The sequence below is a fragment of the Microvirga terrae genome (assembly GCF_013307435.2).
Classification (GTDB): domain Bacteria; phylum Pseudomonadota; class Alphaproteobacteria; order Rhizobiales; family Beijerinckiaceae; genus Microvirga; species Microvirga terrae.
The window spans coordinates 116,022-139,547 of sequence record NZ_CP102845.1 but is presented as its reverse complement, the minus strand read 5'-3'; the positions used below and the strand labels follow the sequence as shown (position 1 = coordinate 139,547).

Here is a 23,526-nt window from a genome sequence, read left to right as displayed (position 1 = left end):
TCGGATCATCATCGACCTCAAGCGCCACCCCGAAGGATCGCCACGAAGCGACGGCGCATGAGGAGGAGATCACGATGACGTTGAGGGTGTCGGGGAAGAATCTCGATATCGGCGAAGCCCTTCGATCCCAGGTGCGGGATCGGATGGCCGGCGCCCTGTCGAAATATTTCGACGGCGGCTATTCGGGTCACGTGACCGTCACCCGCGACGGCACAGGCTATCGCACCGATTGCGTGCTTCACCTGACTTCGGGCATGACCCTGGAAGCCTCCGGGGCGGCTCAGGACGCCTATGCCAGCTTCGACCAGACGGCGGGCCGGATCGAGAACCGCCTGCGCCGCTACAAGCAGCGGCTGAAGGATCGTTCCGGCGCCGGGAACGGGCGCGCAGGCGGCCTCGAGATGGCCTATTCCGTCCTCGAGGCCCCCAGCGACGAGGCGAGCGAGGACGAGGCCTACCATCCGATGGTGATCGCCGAGACCACCAAGCCCCTCCACAGGCTCTCCGTCAGCGACGCTGTGATGCAGCTCGATCTCACCGGAGCTCCAGCCCTTGTGTTCATCCACGCTAGCACCGGCCGCGTGAACGTCGTATACCGCCGCGGCGACGGAGCGATCGGTTGGGTCGACCCGCCGCTCGCACAGCCTTGACGGGGGAGCTACCTCTTCTTGGCCCGGTTCTTGCGTGGAACGGTGAGAGGCCTTCCAGGCTTCACATCAAAATGCAGCGTGATCGATGCCTTTGCTGGATTTCTTAGACCCCCGGGCCGTTCTGCCCGCCCTGCGCGTCAGCGGCAAGAAACAGGCCCTTCAGGAACTGGCCTCCCAGGCGGCCCGGCTCACGGGTCTCCCCGACAGCGCCATCTACGAGGCTCTCCTGCAGCGCGAGCGCCTCGGCTCGACCGGGATCGGCGAGGGCATCGCCATTCCTCACGGCAAGCTGCCGAACCTGACCCGGATCTTCGGCCTCATCGCAAGGCTCGACAGGCCGGTCGATTTCGAGGCTCTCGACGCTCAGCCGGTCGACGTGCTCTTCCTTCTGCTCGCCCCCGAAGGAGCCGGCGCCGACCATCTGAAAGCCCTGGCCCGGGTGGCTCGGGTGCTGCGCGAGCCCGGGCTGATCGAACGGGTCCGGGCCACGCGGGACGCCACGGCGCTCTATGCCATCATGACCGAACTGCCGAAAGCCGCCTGAGCGGCTTCGGGGCTTCTAACCTAGCGTCAATCACTCCTTAACCCGTCCGCCCCAATCTTGCCGCAAAGTCCTAAAAGGGGGATTCGGGGGAATGTCGTCTCTTGCTCGTGTGGGGCGGCCGTCGGTGCGGGTGCGGGTCGCCGCGTTGAGCGGCGTCATGGTGCTCGGCTTCGCGGTGATCGGCGCCGTGTTTCAGACCGGCCGCCATGAGGTCGAACAGGCGCTGTCAGTGCAGCAGACCTATTCCGCCCTGGCCGAGAAGGCCAACCAGGTCCGGAGCCGGGCCGACGCCCTGAAGGTGACCGCCGGCGAATGGACGGCAAGCCGCCTCGCCCATCACGGCCAGGCCTTCATCGATCAGCACAAGGCCCTGGCGGCCCAGCTCGACGAGATGGGCGCCGCCACCGGGGCCGGCCTGATCACGCCCGAGGTCGCGGCCCTGAAGCAGCATGCAACGGCCCTGATCAGCCAGGGGAATGCGCTCGGCAAGCTTTACGCCTCTGTCGGTAGCAAGCCGGACGAGGGCGCGCAGGGACGCCTCCTGAAGGCGGAGACCAATCTCGAAAAGCTCGTGCGGCCCCTGACCGGCAGCGGCGAGACCATCGCCTGGCGCCTCTGGGCGGCCATGCTCGGCATGTTCAACCAGGAGGCTCGTGCCCGCATCCTGCTCGAGGAGAGCATTCTCGGTGCCTTCGAGGTCGAGCAGGGACGCTTCACCCGGGCGCTGGCCCAGTTCTCCGGCGATCCCAAGGACAAGGCGGCGATCGACTCCGCGAGCGTCTCGTTCCAGGAGGCCTTCCACGCCTGGAGCGAACTGGAGCAGCAGGTCTCCGGCCAGGGCGAGAAGCTGATGGGGCAGTTCGACCTGCTCGTCCCGGTCCTCGACCAGCTGCTCGCCAAGGTGCGCGCCGAGGCGCACGAGACCGACGAGCAACTCACCGCCTCGCAGCATCGCACCTTCACGCTGATCCTCTGGACCATGGGCGCCACGCTGCTGTTCGGCCTCGTGCTCAACGTCCTCGTCGGACGGTCGATTTCGCTGCCCCTGACCCGCCTCCAGCAGGCCATGCGGCGGCTCGCGGACGGCGACGCGGCGAGCGAGGTCCCGTTCACCGGCAATACCGATGAGATCGGCGCGATGGCCCGCACGGTCCTGGTCTTCCGCGACAATGCCCGCGAACGCGAGCGCCTGACGCACGAGCGGGAGGGCATGGCGGCCGTCGATGCCCAGCGGGCCCACGCGATCTCCAACGCGATCATGGCCTTCGACGCCTCGGTCGAGCAGATCCTCGCGGAGGTCCGGGACGTCACGGGCGATCTCGCTAAGGCGTCCGGGCAGCTCGAAGGATCGGCCCACCACGTCACCCAGCAGGCCCAGATCGCGGGAGCCGCGTCCACCCGCACGGCGCACAACATGTCGGCCGTGGCGAGCGCCGCCGAGGAGCTCGACGCATCCCTCGCTGAGGTCGCGGCCCAGACCCAGGCCTCCGCCCAAGCGTCCGAACGGGCAGTGGCCGAGGCGCGCGGCGCCTCCGGCAGCATGTCGACGCTCTCGACGGCCACCTCCCAGATCGGCGAGGTGGCGAATCTCATCCGCTCGATCGCGGCTCAGACCAACCTGCTGGCGCTCAACGCCACCATCGAGGCGGCCCGGGCCGGCGAGGCCGGCAAGGGCTTCGCGGTCGTCGCCTCCGAGGTGAAGGATCTGGCGGGCCAGACCGCCAAGGCCACGGAGGAGATCGCCCGGCAGATCGAGGCCGTCCAGGCGGCCTCGCGCGAGACCCTGGTGGCGCTCGGCACCGTGCAGGCGTCCGTGGAGGATCTGGCCGGAGTCGTGTCCACGGTGGCCGGGACGGTCAGCCAGCAGACGGCGGCCGTGTCCGAGATCGCCCGCTCCGTGGCCCAGGTCTCGACGGAGGCGCAGTCCGGCACCTCCGCCATCGAGACGACGCAAGGGGTCGCCACCCAGTCCCTCGATGCCGCCCGCAATGTGGCGGATCTCTCCATCGCCCTGGAGAGCCAAGCCCAGCGCCTCGGGGCCGAGATCGGCCAGTTCCTTCAGAGCGTCAGGGCAGCTTGATCCGACGGGCCGGGGCGTCTCAGGGCTTCCCGGCCATCTCCCAGACAAGCTGGACGTTCGCCGTGTAGCGGATCGTCGCCGGCGGCACGATCGGGACCGATTCGGCCCCCTTGGCCATCGCCATCGACATGCGCATGTCGGGCTGCGGCTCGAAGGGCTGGGCCGACCCGTCCCGGATCTCCAGGAGACGGCCCAGGGACACGCCGGCAGCCCCGGCATAGATCTCCGCCTGACGGCGGGCATCGCGCACGGCCGCTTCCCGGGCCCGGTCGCCGCCCTCTTCCTGCCTGTCGAGCCCGAAGGCGACCGACTGGAAGGTCATGTCGCCGCTCGCCAGGATCTCGCCGGCGAGGCGCCCGACGCCGTCGAGGTCGCGGGTGGTGATCCGCAGCTGGTGGTTGGCGGAGAATTTCGGGGTCTTCAGCTCCTTGCCGTCCGGTCCGAGCTGCGGCGGCGTCTGGAAGACCTGGAAATTGACCGTCCGGATGTCCTCCCGCCTGACGCCGAGGCTCTGGATGCGGGCGAGCACCCGCTCCGTGGCCGTGTTGTTGGCGGCGCTCGCCTGCGCGACCGTGTCGGCCTGCGTGGCGACCGTCACATGGATGCGGGCGAAGTCCGGCTTCAGCTCCGCCTCGCCGGTTCCCATCACGCTGATCGTGGGCTGGCGCGGGGTGGGAGCCTGGGCGAGCGCCGGAGCGGCGAGGCTCAGGGCTGCGAGGGCGGCGGCAACGGCAAGGCGCATCGGGAACGGTCCTTCATCAAAAAAGCCTCGCCCATAGGCGAGGCTTCGGGGCCCGAGGACAATGCCCGGGCGAACCTGAGCGGCGGATTAACGCCCGGTCTTCACCCGGGTCCAGAGCCGCGTGACGGTGCGCTGGGAGCGCTCGTCATAGGCCGTGTTGGTGAACAGGCGCTTCATGGTCGCGTCATCCGGGTAGATGCCGGGATTGTCGAGGATCGCCTTGTCGATGAACTGCTTGGCCGCGAGATTGCCCGACGCGTAGGACACGAAGTTCGCGTTCCTGGCGGCGATCTCCGGCTTCATCATGAAGTTGATGAACTCGTGCGCCTCCGCGACGTTCTTGGAATCCGCCGGGATCACGAAGCTGTCGAACCACATCAGCGCGCCCTCGCGCGGGATGACGTAGCCGACCTCGACGCCGTTCTTGGCTTCCTCGGCGCGGTTCTTGGCCTGGATCATGTCGCCCGAATAACCCACCGCCACGCAGATGTCGCCGTTGGCAAGCGCGTTGATGTATTCGGAGGAATGGAACTTCTGGATGTTGCCGCGGATGCGGAACAGGGCGTCGCCCGCCTTGTTCAGATCCTCCAGGCGCTTCGAATCCGGATTGAGCCCGAGATAGGCCATGACGCCGGGGAAAAGGTCCTCGGGGCTGTCGAGCATGTAGATGCCGCAGGCCTTCAGCCTGGAGGAGATCTCCGGCTTCATCACCAGGTCCCAGGTGTTGAGCGGCATGTCGCCGAGTATTTCCTTCACCTTCTTCACGTTGATGCCGATGCCGGTGGTGCCCCACATGTAGTTGACGGCATATTGGTTGCCCGGATCGAACACGGCGAGACGCTGCGTCACCTCGGGCCATTGATTGGCGAGGTTCGGCAGCTTCGCCTTGTCGAGCTTCTGAAACACCTTGGCGCCGATCAGGCGCTGCACGAAGGGCCCCGAGGGCACGACGATGTCGTAGCCGGATTTGCCGGCGAGCAGCTTGGTCTCGACGATCTCGTTGTTGTCGTAGGTGTCGTAGACCACCTTGATGCCGGTCTGCTTCGTGAACTCGTCGAGCGCCTTCGGGTCCACGTAGTCGGACCAGTTATAGACGTTGACCACACGCTCCTGAGCGGCGGCGGCGGTGACGAGACCGAGGGTCAGAGCAACCGAGGCGAGAAGACGGAACATTTAGGGCGGCACTCCTCAAGACAGGTGACAACGGGGCAGGCTAGGAAATTCCGGGCCAAGAAACAATGTCCAAGGCGAGGCCGTGGCGGCGGGCGTCAGGCGGCCCGCCGGATCGCCTTCGCCAGCCGCTCCAGCCCGGCATCGAGGGTCGCGTCCTTCTTGGCGAAGCAGAAGCGCACCACGGTCTTCACCGCGCCCTCCGCATAGAAGGCCGAGACCGGAATCGCCGCGACGCCGTGCTCCGTGACCAGGCGGCGGCAGAAGGCGACGTCGTCGGGTTCGCCCAGGGCCGCGATGTCGATGTTGACGAAATAGGTGCCCTGGCTCGGGATCACGTCGAAGCCGAGGGTCCGCAGCCCGTCGGTGAAGCGGTCGCGGCTGCGGGCGAAGTTTTTCCGCATGCCGTCGAAATAGGCATCGTCCTTGGCGAGCCCGTAGGCCACGGCGGCCTGCAGGTTCGGGGCCGTCGTGAAGGCGAGGAACTGGTGGGATTTCGCCAGCACCTTCATGATGGGCGGGGCCGCGCAGACGAAGCCCACCTTCCAGCCCGTGAGGCTGAAGATCTTGCCCGCCGAGCCGATCTTCACCGAGCGCTCGCGCATGCCCTCGAGGCCCAGCACCGACCGGTGCTTCCGGCCGTCGAAGATCACATGCTCCCACACCTCGTCCGAGATCGCGATGGCGTCGAATTTCCGGCAGAACTCGGCGAGAAGCGCCAGATCCTCGTCCGGGAACACGGTGGCGGTCGGGTTGAGGGGGTTGTTGAACACCACCGCCTTGGTCTTGGGCGAGAAGGCCTTCGCCAGCGCCTCTTCCGTCAGGCGGAAATGGGGCGGCTGCAGGGTGACGAATTTCGGCACGCCGCCGGCGAGCCGCACGAGCGGCAGATAGGCGTCGTACATGGGCTCGAACAGCACCACCTCGTCGCCCGGCTCCACGATGCCGAGGATCGCGCCCGCGAGGGCTTCCGTGGCCCCGGAGGTCACCATCACCTCGGTGCCGGCATCGAGGTCGAGGCCCTGCCAGTGCTTGTAATGAGCCGCGATGCCCGAGCGCAACTCGGGGATGCCCATCATCGAGGGATACTGATTGTAGCCGTTGAGCACCGCGTCCGCCGCCGCCCGCCGCACGTCCTCGGGGCCGGGATCGTCCGGAAAGCCCTGGCCGAGATTGATCGCCCCGGTCTCGCGGGCGAGGCTCGACATGACTTCGAACACGGTAGTGGGCAGGTTGGCGAACAGTCGGTTCATGCCGCTCTCTCAGTCTGGATGGATCGTCGTGGCGTCGAGGTGCTTCCTATCACGGAGCGGGGGACAATCGAACCGGCATTCTCGCAGGACCTGCACCGTTCGGGAGCGACCTTGCCGCTCTCTCCCCGTCATCACCGGTCTTGTGCCGGTGATCGCGACACTCTTCAGCGCGACGCCTTCCTGATCGGGATGGCCGGGACAAGCCCGGCCATGACGAGGAGGGTACCAGGGCGGGCTGAGGGAACGCCGATTGCCTTGCAAGGGAGGGGAGGGGAAGAGAGGCGCGGCACCGGACAGGACCTAAAGGCCGCGCTGTGCCGCCGAGGAGGCATGCACGAGGCCTGTTCCTCACGCGTGCGTTTCGTGCTCTATCCGCAGGGAACAACGAAACGCCATCCATGTCCCTCTTCCGGTCATCCCTCGTCCCCGGCCTGACCGTCCTGGTCGGGGCGCTGAGCCTCGTCTCCCTGGCCACCGGGCCGGCGCCGATCACCGTGCCTACGGTGCTGAAGGCCCTCGTGTCGGACCAGGGTCCGGCCAGCATCGTGGTGCGGGAGATCCGCCTGCCGCGCACGGTCCTGGCCGGGCTGGTCGGCTGGATCCTCGGCCTGTCGGGAGCGGGCCTGCAGGGGCTGCTGCGCAACCCGCTCGCCGACACGGCGGTGTTCGGCGCCCCGCAGGCGGCGGCCTTCGGGGCCGTGCTGGTGATCTATTCCGGGCTCGTCGGCAGCCTGTCCTGGGCCCTCCCCTTCGCGGCGATCGCAGGCGCCCTCCTGTCCGTCGGCCTCGTCGTGGCGGTGGCCGGACGGGGCGCCACCATCGTGGTGCTGGTCCTGGCGGGGCTCGCCGTCGGGTCGCTCGCCGGAGCGGGCACGTCGCTCGCCATCAGCCTCTCGCCCAATCCCTTCGCCGTGACGGAGATCGTGTTCTGGCTCCTGGGCTCCTTCGAGGACCGGTCGATGGTCCACGTGCTCCTGGCCGCTCCTTTCATCGTTCTGGCCTCGGGCCTGATCCTCTCGGCGGCGCCCGGCCTGCGGGCGCTCGCGCTGGGCGAGGAGACGGCGCGCAGCCTCGGGATCGGCGTGCCGCTCCTGCGCGGCTTCATCGTCGCGGGCGCGGCCGTCGGCACGGGCGCCTCGGTGGCGGTGGCCGGCTCCATCGGCTTCGTCGGCCTGGTCGTGCCCCATCTCGTGCGTCCCTTCGTTGGCTACGATCCGGCCCGCACCCTCGTTCCGGCGGGCCTCGCAGGCGCAGCCCTGCTGCTCGCCGCCGACACCGCCGTGCGCCTCGTTCCCTCTGCGGCCGAGGTGAAGATCGGCGTGCTCACGGCCCTGCTCGGTGTGCCGTTCTTCCTCTGGGTCATCGCCCGGCGGAGGGCCGACCTAGTGGAGACGCCCGCATGAGGCGGCTCGAGGCCCGCTCCCTGTCGGTTGATCTGGCAGCCCGCCGGGCCCTCGACCGGATTGACCTGTCCCCGGCGCCGGGACGCCTCACGGTGATCGTCGGGCCCAACGGGGCCGGCAAGACGACCCTGCTGCGGGCCCTTGCCGGGCTGACCGGACCGGCCGAGGGCGATGTCGTGCTCGATGGCGTCTCCCTCAGGCGGATGCACGCCTCCGACCGGGCCCGCGCGATCGCCTATCTGCCCCAGGGCGGTTTCGTGGCCTGGCCTCTGCCGGTGGCCGGCGTCGTGGCGCTCGGCCGCCTGCCCCATGGGGAGAAACCCGACCGGTTGTCGCCGGCCGGCCGCGAAGCCGTCGCCTCGGCGCTTCGGGCGGTAGGCCTGCAGGGCTTCGCGGACAGGCCCGCCACGGCCCTGTCCGGTGGCGAGAGGGCCCGCGCGCTTCTGGCCCGCGCTCTCGCGACGCAGGCGCCGGTTCTGCTGGTCGACGAGCCCATTGCGGCGCTCGATCCGCGCCACCAGCTCGTGGTTCTCGAGATCCTGAAAGCGCATGCCCGAGCCGGCGCGACCGTGGTCGCCATCATGCACGACCTGACGCTCGCGGCCCGCTTCGCCGACGACATCCTGCTGCTCCATCAGGGGAAAACCGAAGCCTTCGGGCCGCCCGGAGCGGTTCTGACCGGCGAGCGGCTCGCGGCGGTCTTCTCCGTCCGGGCGCAGGTCCTGGCGCAGGCGGGCGGTCTCCTGGTGGTGGCGGAGAGCCCGCTTCCGGACACCTGAGGCCGGCCGATTTGCCCCTGCCGTCGGTGACTGTCTTACATTGACAAAGGGGTGAGCCCATCCGATACCCCGAGACGATCGCATCGTGCGGAACAGTGGATCCGGTTTTCACTCACGTGGCCCTTCGGGTCCGCATCGCCGATGCGCTGCTTCGAGAGAGGGGGCATCGGATGGATCCCGGACGGGCAAGTCCACTTTTGGGTCTGATGCTCGAGGGTATGGCAGGGCTATGAATCGGCAGGGTCTCAAGAAAGCGATTATCATCGTGCATGATCTCGTGATGACGGGTATCGCCGTCCTCGCGACCTTCTACGTGCGCTTCGAAGGCTCTCTCCTGTCCGACCGCCTGGTCCATCTGCCGCTCTTCCTGCCGCCCTTCATCGCCTTCGCGGGGGTGGTCTACGGGTTTTCCCAGCTCTATCGGTCCAAGTGGCGTTTCGCGTCCCTGCCGGATCTCTTCAACATCTTCCGGGCTGCGACCATCCTGGCCGTGACCCTGCTGATGGTCGACTACATTCTGGTCTCGCCGCAGCTGCGGGGCACCTTCTTCTTCGGCAAGGTCACGATCGCCCTCTACTGGCTGATCCAGATGTTCCTCCTGGGTGGCCCGCGGCTGGCCTTCCGCTATCTGAAATATGCCCGCTCGCGCCACACCATCGAGCGCGATGCCAGCACCCCGACCCTGCTGCTCGGGCGCGGCAGCGACGCCGAGGTGGTCCTGCGGGCCATCGAGGCCGGCACCGTCAAGAAGACCCAGCCGAAAGGCATTTTGTCCTGGCGCAGGGACGATCTCGGGCAATCCATGCGCGGCGTGCCCGTTCTGGGCACATTCGCGGATCTCGACCAGGTCATCCAGGATTTCCAAGAGCGGGGAACGCCCATCCGCCGCCTGCTGGCGACCCCGAGCGCCCTGACGCCCGAGGCCAACCCGGACATGCTGCTCGCCCGCGCCCGCCGCCTCGGCCTGCCGCTGGTGCGGGTCACGAGCCTGGGAGAGGGGATGCGCGATGCCGAGCTCGCCCCGCTCGAGATCGAGGATCTGCTCCTGCGTCCGACCGTGCAGATCGACCGCAATCGGCTCGAACATTTCATTCGCGGCAAGCGCGTGCTCGTGACCGGCGGCGGCGGCTCCATCGGGTCGGAGATCTGCACCCGCGTCGTCGCCTTCGGGGCGAGCGACCTCCTGGTCCTCGAAAGCTCCGAGCCCTCCCTGCACCACATCCTGGAAAACCCGACGCTGCTCTCGAGCGACACCCGTGTGGACGGTGTCATCGCCGACGTCCGCGACCGGTCCCGGGTGCGCGAGGTGATGAACGCGTTCAGTCCCGAGGTGGTCTTCCACGCGGCGGCCCTCAAGCACGTTCCCTATCTCGAGAAGAACTGGACGGAAGGCATCAAGACCAACGTGTTCGGCTCCGTGAACGTGGCCGACGCGGCCGTGGAGGCCGGGGCCGACACCATCGTGATGATCTCCACCGACAAGGCCATCGATCCGGTCTCGATGCTCGGCGCCACCAAGCGCTTCGCCGAGATGTACGGGCAGGCGCTGGATGCCGAGTTCATGGGCCGCAACGGCGCCACCCGGATCATCGCCGTCCGGTTCGGCAACGTGCTCGGCTCGGTCGGGTCGGTGGTGCCCAAGTTCAAGGCGCAGATCGCCCGCGGCGGGCCGATCACCGTCACCCATCCCGACATGGTGCGTTACTTCATGACAACCCGCGAGGCCGCCGACCTGGTGCTCACCTCGGCGTCCCACGCGGAGGAGAGCCGCGCGCTGACGGAGCGCACCAACGGGGACGAGCGCGCCTCGGTCTATGTGCTCAAGATGGGCCAGCCGGTGCGGATCTACGACCTGGCCGAGCGCATGATCCGGCTCGCCGGCTACGAGCCGGGCGAGGATATCGAGATCGCCGTCACGGGCACGCGCCCGGGCGAGCGGCTGCACGAGATCCTCTTCGCCCGCGAGGAGCCGCGCACGGAAATCGGCATCGACGGCGTCATGGCGGCCAAGCCCATCTTCGCCGACCGCGACCGGGTCGACCAATGGCTGCAGATCCTGAGCCGCGCCCTCGCAAGCGGCGACCGCGCCCTGGCCGAGCATGTGTTCGAGGAAGCGATTCCGGAGTTCAAGCGCCGGAAGCCGGCGCCCCCGCCCGCCGTGCCAGCTCCGCAAGCGCGTCTCGCGTCGAACTGACCGGCTGCCATCCCAGATCCCTCAGGGCTTGCGGGCTCGCGACCAGCGAGCCTGCCAGCCGCTCGTAGGCCTCGCGCCGGCCGGCCAGGGCGGCGGCTCCCCTGAGCAGAAACGACGGCACCGGGACCAATCCCGGCCCGCGGCCCAGTCCCTTGCGCAGAGCCGTGACCATCTCGGGGATCGTGACCGGGTCCGGATCGGCCACGATGAAGGGGCGCCTCAGGGGACCGGGCGCGCGCGCGACCGTGTCCACGGCGGCCGCCAGGTTGTCGAGGGACAGGAGTGAGCGCCGGGCGGTCAATCCGCCGAGCGGCAGGGGCCAGGGCGATTGCGCCAGGCTCAGGAGAGCCGCCATGTTGCCTTTCACGCCGGGGCCGTAGACGAGCACGGGACGAAGGGCCGTCCAATCGAGCCCGAGGGCGCCAAGGCCCCGCTCCGCCTCGAGCTTCGAACGGCCGTAAGGGTCGGTCGGCTGCGGCTCCCGGTCTTCGGTGACCACCCCGTCGGCCACGGGCCCGGTCTGGGCGCGGATCGACGACAGGAAGACAAATCGTTTCACGCCGGCCCGCTCGGCCGCTTGGGCGAGCCTGACGGTCGCGTCCGTGTTGATGGTCCGGTAATCGTCCTCCGGCCGCCCGGACATGGCATGTGCCAGGCCGGCCGAATGGATCACGATGTCCACGTCGCGCAGGGCGGCCGCCATGTTGTGCGGGGAGGCGATGTCGCCGATGACCGCGCTCGACGCCCCGGCCGGCACCTCGGACGGGCGGCGCAGCAGGACCCGCACCCGGTATCCCCGCCTGGGCAGCTCGTTCAGGAGATGTCGTCCGATGAAACCCGTGGCGCCGGTCAGGGCAATCAGGGGTGCATTCATCGGGAAACCTCCAATCCGGGTCGAGAGAAACGCCTGAGAACCAGGCCGACGAGAACGACCCCGAGGGCGAGCGCCGCAACCTGCACGGCGCCCGAGGGCCAGACAAGGGTCATAGCGGCGAGAGCGGCCAGGACAAGGTTGAGGACGAACACATGCGCATCGACTGCGAGCACCGAGACGCCGTTGTCGGTGGCCTTCTGGTAGAAATGGCTGCGATGCGCCTCCCAGACCTTCTCGCCCCGGGCGAGGCGGCGCAGCAGGGTGATGGTCGCATCCATCAGGTAGTAGAGCGGCAGCAGGATCGCGGCCGCGAGGGCGCCGGTTCCGGCGAGCTGCAGCAGCATCCAGCCGACGAGAAGCCCGATCGACAGGGACCCCACATCCCCCAGGAAGAGCCTGGCGACGGGCCTGTTGAAGGGGGCGAAGCCGAGAAGGGCGCCGCATAACGCTGCGGCGAGCACGGCGATCCACAGCGGCATGACGCCGACGAGACCCAGGCCCGCCACGAAGGCGGTGATCGGAACCATCTCGGCCACAGTAATCCAGTCCAGCCCGTCCATGAAGTTGACGAGATTGACGAACCATACGCCGGCGACGACGAGGAGGATCCGCTCCGCAGCCAGGGGAATGGAATCCGGCAGGAGTCTCGTCCCGGATGCAAGAACGACCGCGGTCACGACGACGAACTGCATGACGAGCCGGATCCAGGCGGGCAGCGGCCGGATGTCGTCGGCCGTGCCCAGGACCGCGAAGGCGACGGCGGCGGCCGCGACGATCAACAGGGACGGGACCGGCAGCACGAGCCAGACCGCCGAGAGCCCTGCAACGGCCAGAGTCGCGGCCAGAACCGCAAGGCCTCCCCCTTGCGGCGTCGGCGTCTTGTGGCTCGAGCGCGCATTCGGTCGCGCCAGCGCGTAGCGGATCAGCAGGGGCTTCAGGACGAGGATGAGAAGGGCCGAGAGAACCGCCGACGATACAAGAGCAAATACGACGATCATCTCAGGCCTTGTGATAGTCCCGATACCATCCGACGAAGCGCCTGATGCCCTCCTTCAGCGACGTCGAGGGTGCGAAGCCCACGTCGCGCCGCAGGTCCGTCACGTCGGCGCGGGTCTCCAGCACGTCGCCGGGGGGCAGCGGCACGTCGACCCGGTTGGCCTTCTTGCCCAGAGCGTCCTCGATCAGGGCCACGAGGTCGTTCACCTCTTCGGGATTGTCGTTGCCGATATTGTAGACCCGATGCGGGGCCGGGCTGATGGCCGGGTCGGGATGCTCGGCGTTCCAGGCGGGATCGGGCGCCGGGACCCGGTCCACCAGCCGGACGACCCCTTCCACGATGTCGTCCACGTAGGTGAAGTCGCGCCAGACCTTGCCGGCATTCGCCACCTCGATCCTACGGCCCTCGGCAATGGCATGGGTGAACTTGTAGACCGCCATGTCGGGTCGGCCCCAGGGACCGTAGACCGTGAAGAAGCGCAGGCCCGTCGCGGGCAGACCGAACAGGGACGCATAGGAATGCGCCATCATCTCGTTCGCCTTCTTGGTGGCCGCGTAGAGGCTGATCGGATGGTCGGTGCCGTCGTGCTCGGAGAAGGGCAGCTTGCGGTTGGCCCCGTAGACCGAACTCGACGACGCGTAGACGAGGTGCTCCACCTGCCCGTGCCGGCAGGCTTCCAGCATGTTCATGAAACCCATCAGGTTCGACGCGGCGTAGGGCTGGGGATCGACGAAGCGCACCCCCGGCTGCGCCGCGAGGTGGATCACTTTCTCGAAGCGGTGATGGTGAAACAGATCGCGGGTCGCCTGTGCGTCGGACAGGTCCAGGCGCTCGCCCAGAAAGGTGTTGTGCGGCGTCAGGTTCCCGAAGCGGGCCTCCTTCAGACTCACGTCGTAATAGGGCGTGAAGCTGTCGACGCCGACCACCTGATGGCCATCGGCCAGGAGCCGCTGCACCACGTGAAAACCGATGAAGCCGGCCGCACCGGTGACGAGGATGGGAGCTGACATGAAAGGCCTGTCTGATGAACGGGCAGGCACCTTAGCGCATCGTACGGAAAAGTGGACCCGGTTTTCCGGAGGATGCGCCGGCCGAGGGTGGGTCCCCGAAAGGGTCTCCCTTCGGGATCGCTGCTCAGGACCTCCGGTTGCCCAAGGGCAACCGTCACACGACAAAGAAATCCTTGTGGGTGAGGGCGAGACCCTTGCCGAGCCGGGCGAAGACCACAGCCGCCGTGGCTCCGGACCCGTCCGCATCGTAGCTGAGCACCCCGGTGGCCCGGTCGTAGATCAGGTAATCGTCTCCGTCGAGCGCCCGGGAGCCGACCACGAAGAACCCGCTCGAGAGCGCGCCTGGCTTGGTCAGGGTGCCGCTTCCCAGCTTGGTGAAGACCGCGTTGTCGAGCCAGAGGCTGTCGTTCGCAACATTGAAGTCCTTGATCGTATCGACGTTGCTGCTCCTGTTGAGACGGGTGTCGAACACGAACACGTCCCGGCCCGCATTGCCGTAGAGGGTGTCGTTGCCGGCGCCGCCGCTGACCGTATCGTTGCCCGTGCCGCCATAGACTGTGTCCCGACCGGAATCGCCATACACTCGGTCATGGCCCGAACCGCCATTGACCGTGTCGTTGCCCGAGCCGCCAGACACCCAATCCTGGCTTGAGCCGCCCGACATGGTGTCGTGTCCCGAGCCGCCATAGATCGAGTCGCTGCCATGATAGCCGTGGAGCGTGTCGTTGCCGTCCTTGCCACGCAGCACGTTCTCGCCCGCGCCGCTGCGCATGTCATTGTCGAGCCCGTTGCCCATGACGCTGGCGCTGCCCCGCAGGGTGATGTTCTCGATGTTGTCCGGCAGGACCACCGTGCCCGACCCGGCATAGAACACGTGATCCACCCCGCCCGTGCCGAGAGCCGCGGTGAGCTGGGACGGATCCGTGATCGCGATGTCGACGCCGCCGCCGGTGTTGGGCGTCACGACAGGATCCTTTTCGACCGTGCCGATCGTCGTGAAGTTGAAGGTCGCAGCATCGGCAATGCCTGCGAAGTCGTTCCCCGACGCATCCCTGAGTGCGCCGGCCGACAGGGTGAGGTAATAGCCGGCGCCGCTCTCGAGCGGACCGGTGGGATCGATCGTGAGCCGGTTGCCGGCCATGCTGATGCGGCTGCTCGTGGCCACGTCGAAGCTCTCGACGAGCGCGCCACTTCTCGCATGCAGCTCAATCGTGCCGGCGCCGATCACGATCGCTTCCGAGAAGGTCAGCACCAGGTCGTCCGACACCCCCACTTGAGCGGCATCGTCCGCGGGGTCGGAATGCACCAGGGTCGGGGCCGTGTCGTCGATGGTGACGGCCAGTCCTGCGGAGACGGCTGACAGATTGCCCGCGGCATCGACGGCTCTCGCGGTGAGCGCATGACGGCCCGCCGACAGCGGCGATGTGGTGATCGACCAGACGCCCCCGGTCACCGTTCCCGTTCCGATCACCGTAATCCCATCGCTGTCGTAGAGCCGGATGACCGTGCCGGTTTCCCCGCTGCCGGTCAGGATCAGCGCAGGGTGGTTTGTCAGGTTGTCGGAGCTGGAATGGCCGCTGTCGCTCCCGGAGGCCAGCACCGGTGCAGAGGGGGCGCCCGGCGCCACCGTGTCGTAGCCGAGCGGGGGTGTGGTGCCGGCCGTCCCGGCATTGCCGGCCGCATCATGGTACGAGCCCGCAGCGACGGTGATGCTGGCGCTGCCGCCGTCGACGTTCGCGCTCGGCGTGAAGACGGCGGTGCGGGTCAGGCCTGTACCGCTGATCGCCGACAGGGTGCCGCCGCTGACGGCGAGGCTGCCGGCGCTGCCGTCCCAGCTGAAGCTCGAGCCCGGGTCCTGGCTGAACGTGAAGGTGATCGTCGCGGTCTCGCCGGCCTTCAGCTGCGAGACGTCGCTGGTGATGGTCACGCCGGGCGCGACCGTGTCCAGCGTGTAGACCTGATCGCGGATTGGCCCGGAATTGTCGACCGCGTCGATCACCCTCACCCAAATCTCGTGTGTCCCCTCGGTGAGGGAGGCGATGTGCGACCAGACAGCACTCCCCGCGGTGCTGATCGCGTCCTGCCAGCTCTCACCCCCGTCGAGCGACACCTGGACGCGTTCGCCGACGGCCAGCAGGCTGCTCAGGGTGCCAGAGATAACCTGCGAACTCACATTGGTGATGAAGTCGCCGCCGAGACCGGAATCGGACGACAGCGCCATGCTGGAGACGGCCGTGGCCGGTCCGGCGGTGATGATCTGCACCGTCAGAGCCGTGGAGGCGGCGCTCGTGTTTCCGGCCAAGTCAGTCGCCCTGGCCGTGATGCTGTGGTTGCCTTGGGTCAGGGGCGTATCGAGCGCGATGCTCCACGTGCCGTTGGTCGCCGTCGCGCGGCCAATTTCCTCCAAGCCGTCGTAGAGGATGATCGTGGCGCCGGCTTCCGCCGTGCCGGTGAAGGTCGGTCGCGTCACGCCGGTGACGTTGTCGCTGTTCGAGCTGCCGTTGTCGCTGGCGGTGGCCAGATCCAGGGTGGCGGGGGGGCTCGGCGGCGTGAAGTCGACGGTCATGTTCAGCGGGCCGGAGGCGGTGCTCACGTTGCCGGCCGCATCCGTGGCCGTGACGGTGATCGTGTGGACGCCCTCCGGCAGGGCGACATTGCTGGCCGCCGACCAGCTGCCGTTGCCGGCGGCGCTGGTGGTCGCGATGAGGGTGCCGCCGTCATACACCTTGACGGTGGCGCCGGGCTCCGCGCTGCCCCTGAAGGTCGGCAGCGTGACGCTGGTGATGCTGTCGGTGAACGAGCTGCCGCTGTCGCTGGCAGCGGAGAGCTCCGGGGCGGAAGGCGCATCCGGCACCCTGGTGTCGAACGTGATCGCCGGAGTGACGCCGGCACCGCCGGCATTGCCGGCCGCGTCCGCGTACGATCCGGCCGCGACGGTGATCCTGGCCGTGCCGTTATCGGTGCCGAGGCTCGGCGTGAAGGTCGCGGTGCGCGTCACGCCGCTGCCGCTGATCGGCCCCAGGGTGCCGCCGCTGACTGCGACGTCCGCTGCGGTGAAGCTCGAACCCGGGTCCTCGCTGAAGGTGAAGGTGATCGTCGCGGACTCACCGCTGTGCAGGGTCGACTTGGAGCTGGTGATCGCCAGCGTGGGCGCCACGGCGTCGATGACAATGGCCTTGTTCGCACCGAGCGAGGCGAGGCTGCCCGGGGTGGGCAGAGCCACCGAGGCATCAAGGCCGTCGGCGACGGCCTTGATGGTGGCGCCGTTGAGGGTCAGGGCGGCGGTGCCGGCATAGTCGAGATCGGCGCTGCCGTCGCCGGCCTGGACCGTGTACGCGAAGGTCAGCGTGCTCGTGCCGCTGCCTCCGGTGTAGACGGCATACCGGTCGACCATGCCCGTCTCGAGCAGCAGTGTCGGGATGCCGCTTGCAACGTTGACCGCGCTGTCGAACTCGACGCTGATGGTGATGACCTCTCCGGCTTGATGGGAGCGGTTTGCGGAGGGCGACGTCACCGCGATCACCGCCGGCGGGACGGTAAGCTGGATGTTGTTGATCGCCGCCCATCCGCCGCCGTCCGCATAGGTGATCCGAACTTCGTCGACCCTGTCGAAGCTTGCGTCGAAGGTGAAGGTCACGATGAAGTCATCATCGTTCGACGTGAAGCTGGACGAAGCGACTTGCTGCCCGTCCTTGTAGCCGACCACATTGACGATTTCGCCGGTCCATCCACCCCAGTCGTACCATCGGAACTGATCGATCTGAAATTCCGATCCGTTGGCGCTCTTGATCACGAAGCCCGCCCATCCGGGATCCGTTTCCGTTCCGTATCCTGGATAGTAGAACGTGGTCAGACCCGTGAAACCCGTTCCGGTCGCCAGATTGGCACTGTCGTACCATTCGATCGGGACGCCCAGGGAGGTGCCGTAAGGATTTGCGAGCAGGCCGATTTGGATATTGGCCCCGAATAGATTGATCGCTCCTCCCTCGCCATCCTCGGCAACGCCATCGGACCAATGGGCAGGATCGTTGCTGCTGAAATTCAGGGTGCCGTTTGCCATCTCTCGCCCCACTTCCCCTCTGGCCTGTTCTGGCTTGTGCTTGCGGAAGCGAGCCGGGCAGGTCTGTTTTGCACGAACTTCCGTAAAGGAAGTTAACCGTGATTAACACTTTTTCCTACAATAGGAATGCCGGAGCGGCTCACACGGGGCGGCCCGGCGTCTCAGGGTGTCGGCAAGATGGCTCATTTCTGGGAGGTGTGGTCTTGCGGTGACGGTTTTTCTGTTGCGCGCTGACGCTTCCGTCGGCTCACGCTGCTCGCGTCAGGTGCGTTTCAGGCCTTGGGCCATCAACCTCCGCCGGCCTGCGCGAGGGCAGGCTCGGAACAGTTCATGTCCAGGTTGTCTTCCACGGGCTCGAAGATAAAGGACTGGCGCTCGCGGGCCATGAAGGCCGTGGGCATGACGACCTGCATCTCGGCTTCGGCGGCTTTCAGGAAGCCGTCGTCGTGGCCGGGATAGAGATGGAAGATCGCCAGGGCCTTCACGCCGGCGCTCTGCGCCAGTTCCACGCCCTTCTGCCACGTGGAATGGCCCCAGCCGCGGCAGTAGGAATACTCGGCGTCGGAGAACATGCCGTCGAAGATCATCAGGTCGGCGTCGCGCACGAAATGCTTGAGGCCCGGATCGGGCCAGGCGTCGCTGTGCTCCACGTCGCTGATGTAGCAGACGCTGCGGCCCCGATGGCTGATGCGAAAGCCCGTGGCGCCGCCGGGATGGTTGAGGAGATGGGTTTCGATCCGGGCGCCGTCGTCCAAGATGAGAGGCTCGCCCGCCTTGAAGCCGTGATGCTCGAAGCGGGCGGGCAGCTGGCCGAGGCGGACGGGGAACAGCGGCGGGGCGAAGATGCGATTCAGAGGCTCCATGGCGCTCTCGCCGTCCAGGTTCCCGCAATAGGTGCGGATCACCCGCTCCTTGGCGAGAAGAGCGGGCTTGAAGAAGGGCAGGCCGCTGATGTGATCGAGATGAAGGTGGCTGAGGAGGATGTCGATCTTGTCGGGCGCGGAGGCGCCGAGCTCGCTTCCGAAGGCGGATAGGCCGGTTCCCGCGTCGAGGATGAACAGGCGCTCGCCGCAGCGGACCTCGATGCAGGGGGTGTGCGAACCGAACTCGACGAATTGGGGACCGGAGGCGCAGGTGGAGCCGCGTATGCCCCAGAACCGGACCCGCAACGCGTCAGAGGATGCAACACGCCTTATCATTTCAGGATCATGGCCAATCGAAAACCCTGCTTATGTGCGCTGGCGCACATCGATAAGCTGCCCACGAGCGGGTCGGCAGGTCAAGGTAAATATTGTATCACGCACTCAGCGCCTCCAGGGATCTGGTGCGGCGATCCATCACCGGCTCGCCCCGTTCGAAATGGATAACCGCGTCGAAGGGCGGTTGATCCATGGCCGGTGAAATCGACGGCGTCACGAGGATTAGCCCCCGCCCCACGAGGGCGCGGCGCAGGGACGCGACGAGCCGGTCGGCGGCCGGTCCGGGCAGGCCGTCGAGCGCCCGCTGCACCACCAGGATGCTCGGCCGGCGCACGAGGCCGCGCACCAGGTCGATGGCCGCCGCCTCGCTCAGGCTGAGATCGTCGCCCTGGGGGTCGATCGGCGTGTCGAGCCCGATGCGCGAGACCTCCCCGTCGAGGCCCCGTTGCGTCAGGATGCGGCGCGTCACCTCCTGGACCGACGCGAGAGCGCCGGCCTGATCGGCCGCGATGCGTCCGAAGAGCAGGTTGTCCTGGATGCTGGCGGCCGCGCAGAAGCGCTCCTCGTCGTAGAACTCGATCGAGGATTTCAGGCTCACCGGCAGCATGCGGGCGAAATCGGTCCGGGCGACGAGGATCTGCGCCTCCAGGCCACCTTCGAGCAGTCCCAGGCGATGCCGGCTCTCGTTGTAGCGCAGGGCGAGACCGATCAGGCGCTCCCGGTCCCGGGAGGTCTGGTCGCTGCGCCGCTGCTCGTTCCTGCGGTCGACGAGATCCTGGAAGTACGGACGGTCCGCCGCCGAGAAGAACGAGAAGCGCTCGAAGAGCGGGGATCCATCCGGGATGTCGGAGAAGATCTCGATCATGCTCGTGGCGATGGAAAGCCCCATCCGGGCGAGCGGCTTGGTAAGCTCGTTGGCTTCCAGGATCGCCCGCACGAAAGGATGGCTCGCCAGGCGATCCTCCTGGAAGGAATCGCCGATCGGCTTTCCGAACAGGAGGTTCTCGCCGATCGTGGCATAGCGGTTGTAGCGGGTGGCGCTGAAGGGATCGACGAAGCGGTCGAGCTGCTCGGCGGCGAGCGCCGCCTGCACGGCGCGCCGGGCGTCCACGATGGCGGCGGCGAGTTTCGGCTCCCGGTCCGGATCGATGGTTCCGGACAGGCCGCGGGCATGGGTCAGACGGTCGAGGCCGGCGACCGCGATGGCCTCCGACAGGCGATGATCGAGTTCGCCCGCCGGCGCGGCGGCGCCGTAGAGCAGGTTGTCCTTGAGGCTGCCTTCGATCAGCACGGTGCTGCCCGCAAAGGCGATGCGCCGGCTGCGCTCCACCGGATCGGCCGCAGACAGGTCGATGCCCCCATAGGTCAGGCGGCCCATCGACGGAGGGATCTGGCCGCTCATGAGGGCCGCCAGGAGCCGCGGACCCGCATCCCCGTCGCCGACCAGGGCCACATGGGACGGGAAGGCGAGATTCAGGTTGACCGAGGTCACCCGCGCCCCGCTCGCCGGGTCGTAGGCCGAGACGCCCTGGGCCACGAGGGCGCCGCTGTCGGGCAGGCCGGCCTTGCCCTTCAGGGCGGCGCGCAGCTTCAGCGGCCCGAGCCCCCGGCCCAGATCGATGAGCAGCGCCCTCGCCCTCAGGGCGAGCCGGTGCCACTGGACCACTTCCCGGGTGCCGTAGGCGGCGAGCGCCGCCGCGAGCACGCAGGCCGCCACCGTCCCGGCCGACACGGGACGAACCTGCGAGAACCAGGCCCCCAGGGTCAGAACCGACAGGGGGGCGATCATGAGTACGGCCGCGGAGCCCGCTTCCGCGAGGGCCAGGCGGTATTCCCGCTTCATCACCGGCCGATGGCTCACGACCAGCGCCTCCCGCACCCGGTCGCGCTCGTAGGGGGCCGTGCCGTGCGCGCGCAGGGCCGGAATGCGGTGCTCCAGCTCCGCGAACACGCCCTCGGCCTCGTCGCCCTCCTGGTGGCGGGCGGCGGTGGCGTCGAACCGCAGGAGGGAGCGGCGGGCGCTCACCACGGCGCCCAGCACCAACACCAGCGCCAGGGCGGCGCCGAGACGCCAGTCCATGACGAACACGTACGCGCAGGCGAGCCCGATCATCCCGCCGAGCTTCACCGGCATGAGGAGGCTGGATCCCAGCACGCCGCTTTCGCGGGCGAGGCCTCGGCCGGCCAGGGCCGTCACCATGGCGATCTCGTCGTGGGAAGCCGTGGGCACCTTCAGGATGACGTCGAGAGCGGCCGACTGGGTCTTGGTCAGCATCCTGAGCCCGATGCCGACCACCAGCCATTCGAACCCGACCAGGATCAGGCCGAGGAGAAGGGGGACCAGGAGGATCCCGACAATCGACGCCAGGGCGAAGGCCTCTGGGCCCAGCACGACGCCCGGGACCAGCACGATCGGCTCGGGCCAGAGAGCCGCCGGCGGGCTCAAGGCGATTCGCAGGAAGGTGGCCGGCGCATGCCAGCCGCCCGCTCCCCCGGTGGCCCGGTCCACGACGAGGCGCACGAGATCGAAGCCGAGAAGGATCAGGAGGCCGGCCACCGCCAGAAGGCTCAGTCCGACCAGGTGGCGACCAGGAGATGTTTTCCACGCCAGGCGCAGCGGGTCGCGCTCCACGACAACTCCCAAGGACAACTCCAACAGGCGATCAGTTTCAGTGACGGTGGGAGACCCTAGAGCATTTTCTCGGCGAATGGGATCTGCCTTGCAGTCAAAAAGTGCGCTCCGGCACAAAACGCCGGAATCGCCCGTCCCGGCGGGTCCCGGGCCGGCCCGGGATGCGCTCAAACTCTGCCGCCACGACCCCTCGCCGCGCCGCGCTTCCACGCTATGTCACCCCCCTTGCTCCTCTGCCTTGCTGCCTTTCACGGAGGATCGGTGAGCCTGTCCATGACGTCCCTCCTGCCGCTCGATCCGGTGTTCCAGCTCGTCCTCGAGGTTCCGACCCGCACCCCGAGCCCGGACCTGCCGCGCCGCCTTACGGGGCTGTTCAAGGAGCTGGCCCTGCCGGAGCCGGCCCGTCCGGTCGAGGACATCGAGGATCAGATCTGGGCCCTGTGGGGATCCCACGAGGACCGTCTCGCCGAGGAGACCATGATGGCCGCCATCGAAGCCATGGGGTCGGGGTCGCTCAAGACCGCCCGGCCCCTGCTCGACCATCTGGTCGCCCAGCATCCGGGCTGGGCGGAGGCCTGGAACAAGCGGGCGACGCTCGCCTCCATCGAGAAGCGCGACGCCGACAGCCTGCTCGACATCGCCCAGACCCTGCGGCTCGAGCCGCGCCACTTCGGCGCCATCGCGGGCTTCGGCAACATCTGCCTGCGCAACGGGCATCTCAACGAGGCCCGGGCGGCGTTCCAGATCGCGCTCGCCATCAATCCGCACATGGACGACTTGCGCGACATGCTGGAGAACCTGTCGCCCCATCACCTGATGCTGCACTAGGGGTTGGGGGGCGCTGCGATTTGCATTGGGATGAACACCGCCACGGTCATGGCCGGGCTTGTCCCGGCCATCCCGACCCGGAAAGGCTCAACGCTTCAAGCAATCGGGATCACCGGCCCAAGGCCGGTGATGACGACGGAGACAAGTCTCGGTCCGTTCCTCGATGAACCCGGCCCGTCACCCCAATTCGAACGTGGAGATGCCGAAGATGCGCGACAGGGGCAGGTCCGGGGTTTCGCCGCGATACATCCGGGCCGTCTCGAACACGGGCGACAGGCCATGGCGCGTGGCGAGCCGAAGGGCGGCCGGGTTCGGCTCCGGCAGGTCGAGGAACACCGCATCGCCCTTCGCTTCCGATGCGAGCGCCTGAAACAGCAGGTCGGCCTCATGCTCGCCATTGGCGAAGAGGGGGCCGATCTTGAAGCCGTTGCGACAGGCCCGGATGACGCCGTAACCCGCGACGCCTCCGTCCCTCACGAGAGCGACGGCCTTGCGCGCATCCGGCCTGAGCCAGCAGCGCAGAAAGGTTTCGCGCGGCGCGGGAAAGAACGGCTGGTCGTACGCGAGGACGGAAGCGACGATCTCGAAGGTCACCGGCTGCAGGCCTGCGGCCCGGGGCGCCTCCAAAAGCGGGACGCCCCCGAAGCGGATGTTGCGGTGAGCCAGGGCGAAGCCGGACCGCCGGTAATTGTCCTGCTGGGCCACGACCCCGTCGAGGCCCACGATGCGGTCTCCGAGAGATTCCATGCCGGCCTGCCACAGGCGATAGCCGAACCCCCGTCCGCGCTGGTCGGGCCGGACGATATAGAGGCCGAGAAAGCCGAACGCGCCGCCGTAGCGGACCACCGAGACGGACGCGACCGGCTCGGTGCCGAGACAGCCGACCAGAAATCCCCCTGGGTCAGCCGCGTGAAAGCATTCGGCGTCCCCGAGCCCCGGATTCCAGCCCTCGGCGGCCGCCCACTCGATCGCCAGATCCAGGTCCTGGCGCGTCATCACGCGGATCGTCCAATCGTCCGGGTCGTCGCGTGTCATGTCCGGCCTCGTCGTTGGCGGGTGCGAGAGGGCTTCAGTCTACCCGACACGAGAGCTGTCGTTGAGATCTCTCGCC

At 67.9% G+C, this 23,526-nt stretch carries 17 protein-coding genes; 7 read left to right on the top strand and 10 right to left on the bottom strand.

Annotation, left to right across the window (positions count from 1 at the left end; translation table 11 throughout):
* The first annotated feature begins 74 nt into the window (after nt 1–74).
* The 3 genes from hpf to HPT29_RS00590 all read left to right on the top strand — a co-directional run bounded on the left by hpf (nt 75) and on the right by HPT29_RS00590 (nt 3,274).
* Nucleotides 75–650, top strand: a complete 576-nt coding sequence (gene hpf / locus HPT29_RS00600; RefSeq protein WP_173947047.1) for a ribosome hibernation-promoting factor, HPF/YfiA family — start codon at nt 75–77, stop codon at nt 648–650.
* 85 nt (nt 651–735) lie between these two features.
* A complete protein-coding gene (ptsN, locus tag HPT29_RS00595) occupies nt 736–1,194 on the top strand; it encodes a PTS IIA-like nitrogen regulatory protein PtsN (protein ID WP_173947048.1) in 459 nt (152 codons plus the stop codon).
* Nucleotides 1,195–1,285: 91 nt separating this feature from the next.
* Nucleotides 1,286–3,274, top strand: a complete 1,989-nt coding sequence (locus tag HPT29_RS00590) for a methyl-accepting chemotaxis protein (protein ID WP_173947049.1) — start codon at nt 1,286–1,288, stop codon at nt 3,272–3,274.
* Nucleotides 3,275–3,293: 19 nt separating this feature from the next.
* Here HPT29_RS00590 and HPT29_RS00585 read toward each other — a convergent pair whose 3' ends face one another.
* The 3 genes from HPT29_RS00585 to HPT29_RS00575 form a co-directional block, all read right to left on the bottom strand.
* The gene (locus tag HPT29_RS00585; RefSeq protein WP_173947050.1) at nt 3,294–4,016 is read right to left on the bottom strand and encodes an SIMPL domain-containing protein; all 723 of its coding nucleotides are present in this window, start codon (nt 4,014–4,016) and stop codon (nt 3,294–3,296) included.
* Between the two features lie 87 nt (nt 4,017–4,103).
* Entirely contained in the window at nt 4,104–5,189 is a 1,086-nt protein-coding gene (locus HPT29_RS00580; protein WP_173947051.1) for a polyamine ABC transporter substrate-binding protein, read from the bottom strand.
* Nucleotides 5,190–5,284: 95 nt separating this feature from the next.
* Nucleotides 5,285–6,439 carry an aminotransferase gene (locus HPT29_RS00575; RefSeq protein WP_173947052.1) on the bottom strand — a complete coding sequence of 385 codons (1,155 nt, stop codon included), beginning with the start codon at nt 6,437–6,439 and terminating at the stop codon, nt 5,285–5,287.
* Between the two features lie 398 nt (nt 6,440–6,837).
* Between HPT29_RS00575 and HPT29_RS00570 the strand changes: the two genes are divergently transcribed.
* The 3 genes from HPT29_RS00570 to HPT29_RS00560 all read left to right on the top strand — a co-directional run bounded on the left by HPT29_RS00570 (nt 6,838) and on the right by HPT29_RS00560 (nt 10,815).
* On the top strand, nt 6,838–7,842 hold the full coding sequence (locus HPT29_RS00570) for a FecCD family ABC transporter permease (protein WP_173947053.1): 1,005 nt from the start codon (nt 6,838–6,840) through the stop codon (nt 7,840–7,842).
* Nucleotides 7,839–8,621 carry an ABC transporter ATP-binding protein gene (locus tag HPT29_RS00565; protein WP_173947054.1) on the top strand — a complete coding sequence of 261 codons (783 nt, stop codon included), beginning with the start codon at nt 7,839–7,841 and terminating at the stop codon, nt 8,619–8,621. Before HPT29_RS00570 ends, HPT29_RS00565 begins: the two co-directional genes overlap by 4 nt.
* Before the next feature lie 229 nt (nt 8,622–8,850).
* Entirely contained in the window at nt 8,851–10,815 is a 1,965-nt protein-coding gene (locus HPT29_RS00560) for a nucleoside-diphosphate sugar epimerase/dehydratase (RefSeq protein WP_173947055.1), read from the top strand.
* On the opposite strand, the gene HPT29_RS00555 is transcribed toward HPT29_RS00560, so the two are convergent.
* The 6 genes from HPT29_RS00555 to HPT29_RS00530 form a co-directional block, all read right to left on the bottom strand.
* Nucleotides 10,748–11,689 (bottom strand): NAD-dependent epimerase/dehydratase family protein, encoded by a 942-nt coding sequence (locus HPT29_RS00555; RefSeq protein WP_173947056.1) that lies wholly within the window; start codon nt 11,687–11,689, stop codon nt 10,748–10,750. The two genes, HPT29_RS00560 and HPT29_RS00555, sit on opposite strands and share 68 nt — an antisense overlap.
* Nucleotides 11,686–12,687 (bottom strand): MraY family glycosyltransferase, encoded by a 1,002-nt coding sequence (locus tag HPT29_RS00550; protein WP_173947057.1) that lies wholly within the window; start codon nt 12,685–12,687, stop codon nt 11,686–11,688. Before HPT29_RS00550 ends, HPT29_RS00555 begins: the two co-directional genes overlap by 4 nt.
* 1 nt (nt 12,688) lies before the next feature.
* On the bottom strand, nt 12,689–13,696 hold the full coding sequence (locus HPT29_RS00545; protein ID WP_173947058.1) for an NAD-dependent epimerase/dehydratase family protein: 1,008 nt from the start codon (nt 13,694–13,696) through the stop codon (nt 12,689–12,691).
* 154 nt (nt 13,697–13,850) lie between these two features.
* Nucleotides 13,851–17,756, bottom strand: a complete 3,906-nt coding sequence (locus tag HPT29_RS00540; RefSeq protein WP_173947059.1) for an Ig-like domain-containing protein — start codon at nt 17,754–17,756, stop codon at nt 13,851–13,853.
* 287 nt (nt 17,757–18,043) lie between these two features.
* Complete coding sequence (locus HPT29_RS00535) at nt 18,044–18,955, bottom strand: MBL fold metallo-hydrolase (protein WP_173947060.1); 912 nt, start codon at nt 18,953–18,955, stop codon at nt 18,044–18,046.
* Nucleotides 18,956–19,052: 97 nt separating this feature from the next.
* Nucleotides 19,053–21,599, bottom strand: coding sequence for an ABC transporter ATP-binding protein (locus HPT29_RS00530; RefSeq protein ID WP_173947061.1), 2,547 nt, complete (start codon nt 21,597–21,599; stop codon nt 19,053–19,055).
* 261 nt (nt 21,600–21,860) lie between these two features.
* On the opposite strand from HPT29_RS00530, the gene HPT29_RS00525 reads away from it, so the two are divergent.
* A complete protein-coding gene (locus HPT29_RS00525; protein ID WP_173947062.1) occupies nt 21,861–22,415 on the top strand; it encodes a hypothetical protein in 555 nt (184 codons plus the stop codon).
* A gap of 177 nt (nt 22,416–22,592) precedes the next feature.
* Here the strand turns inward: HPT29_RS00525 and HPT29_RS00520 are convergent, their stop codons facing one another.
* Nucleotides 22,593–23,450, bottom strand: coding sequence for a GNAT family N-acetyltransferase (locus tag HPT29_RS00520; protein ID WP_173947063.1), 858 nt, complete (start codon nt 23,448–23,450; stop codon nt 22,593–22,595).
* Nucleotides 23,451–23,526: the final 76 nt, after the last annotated feature.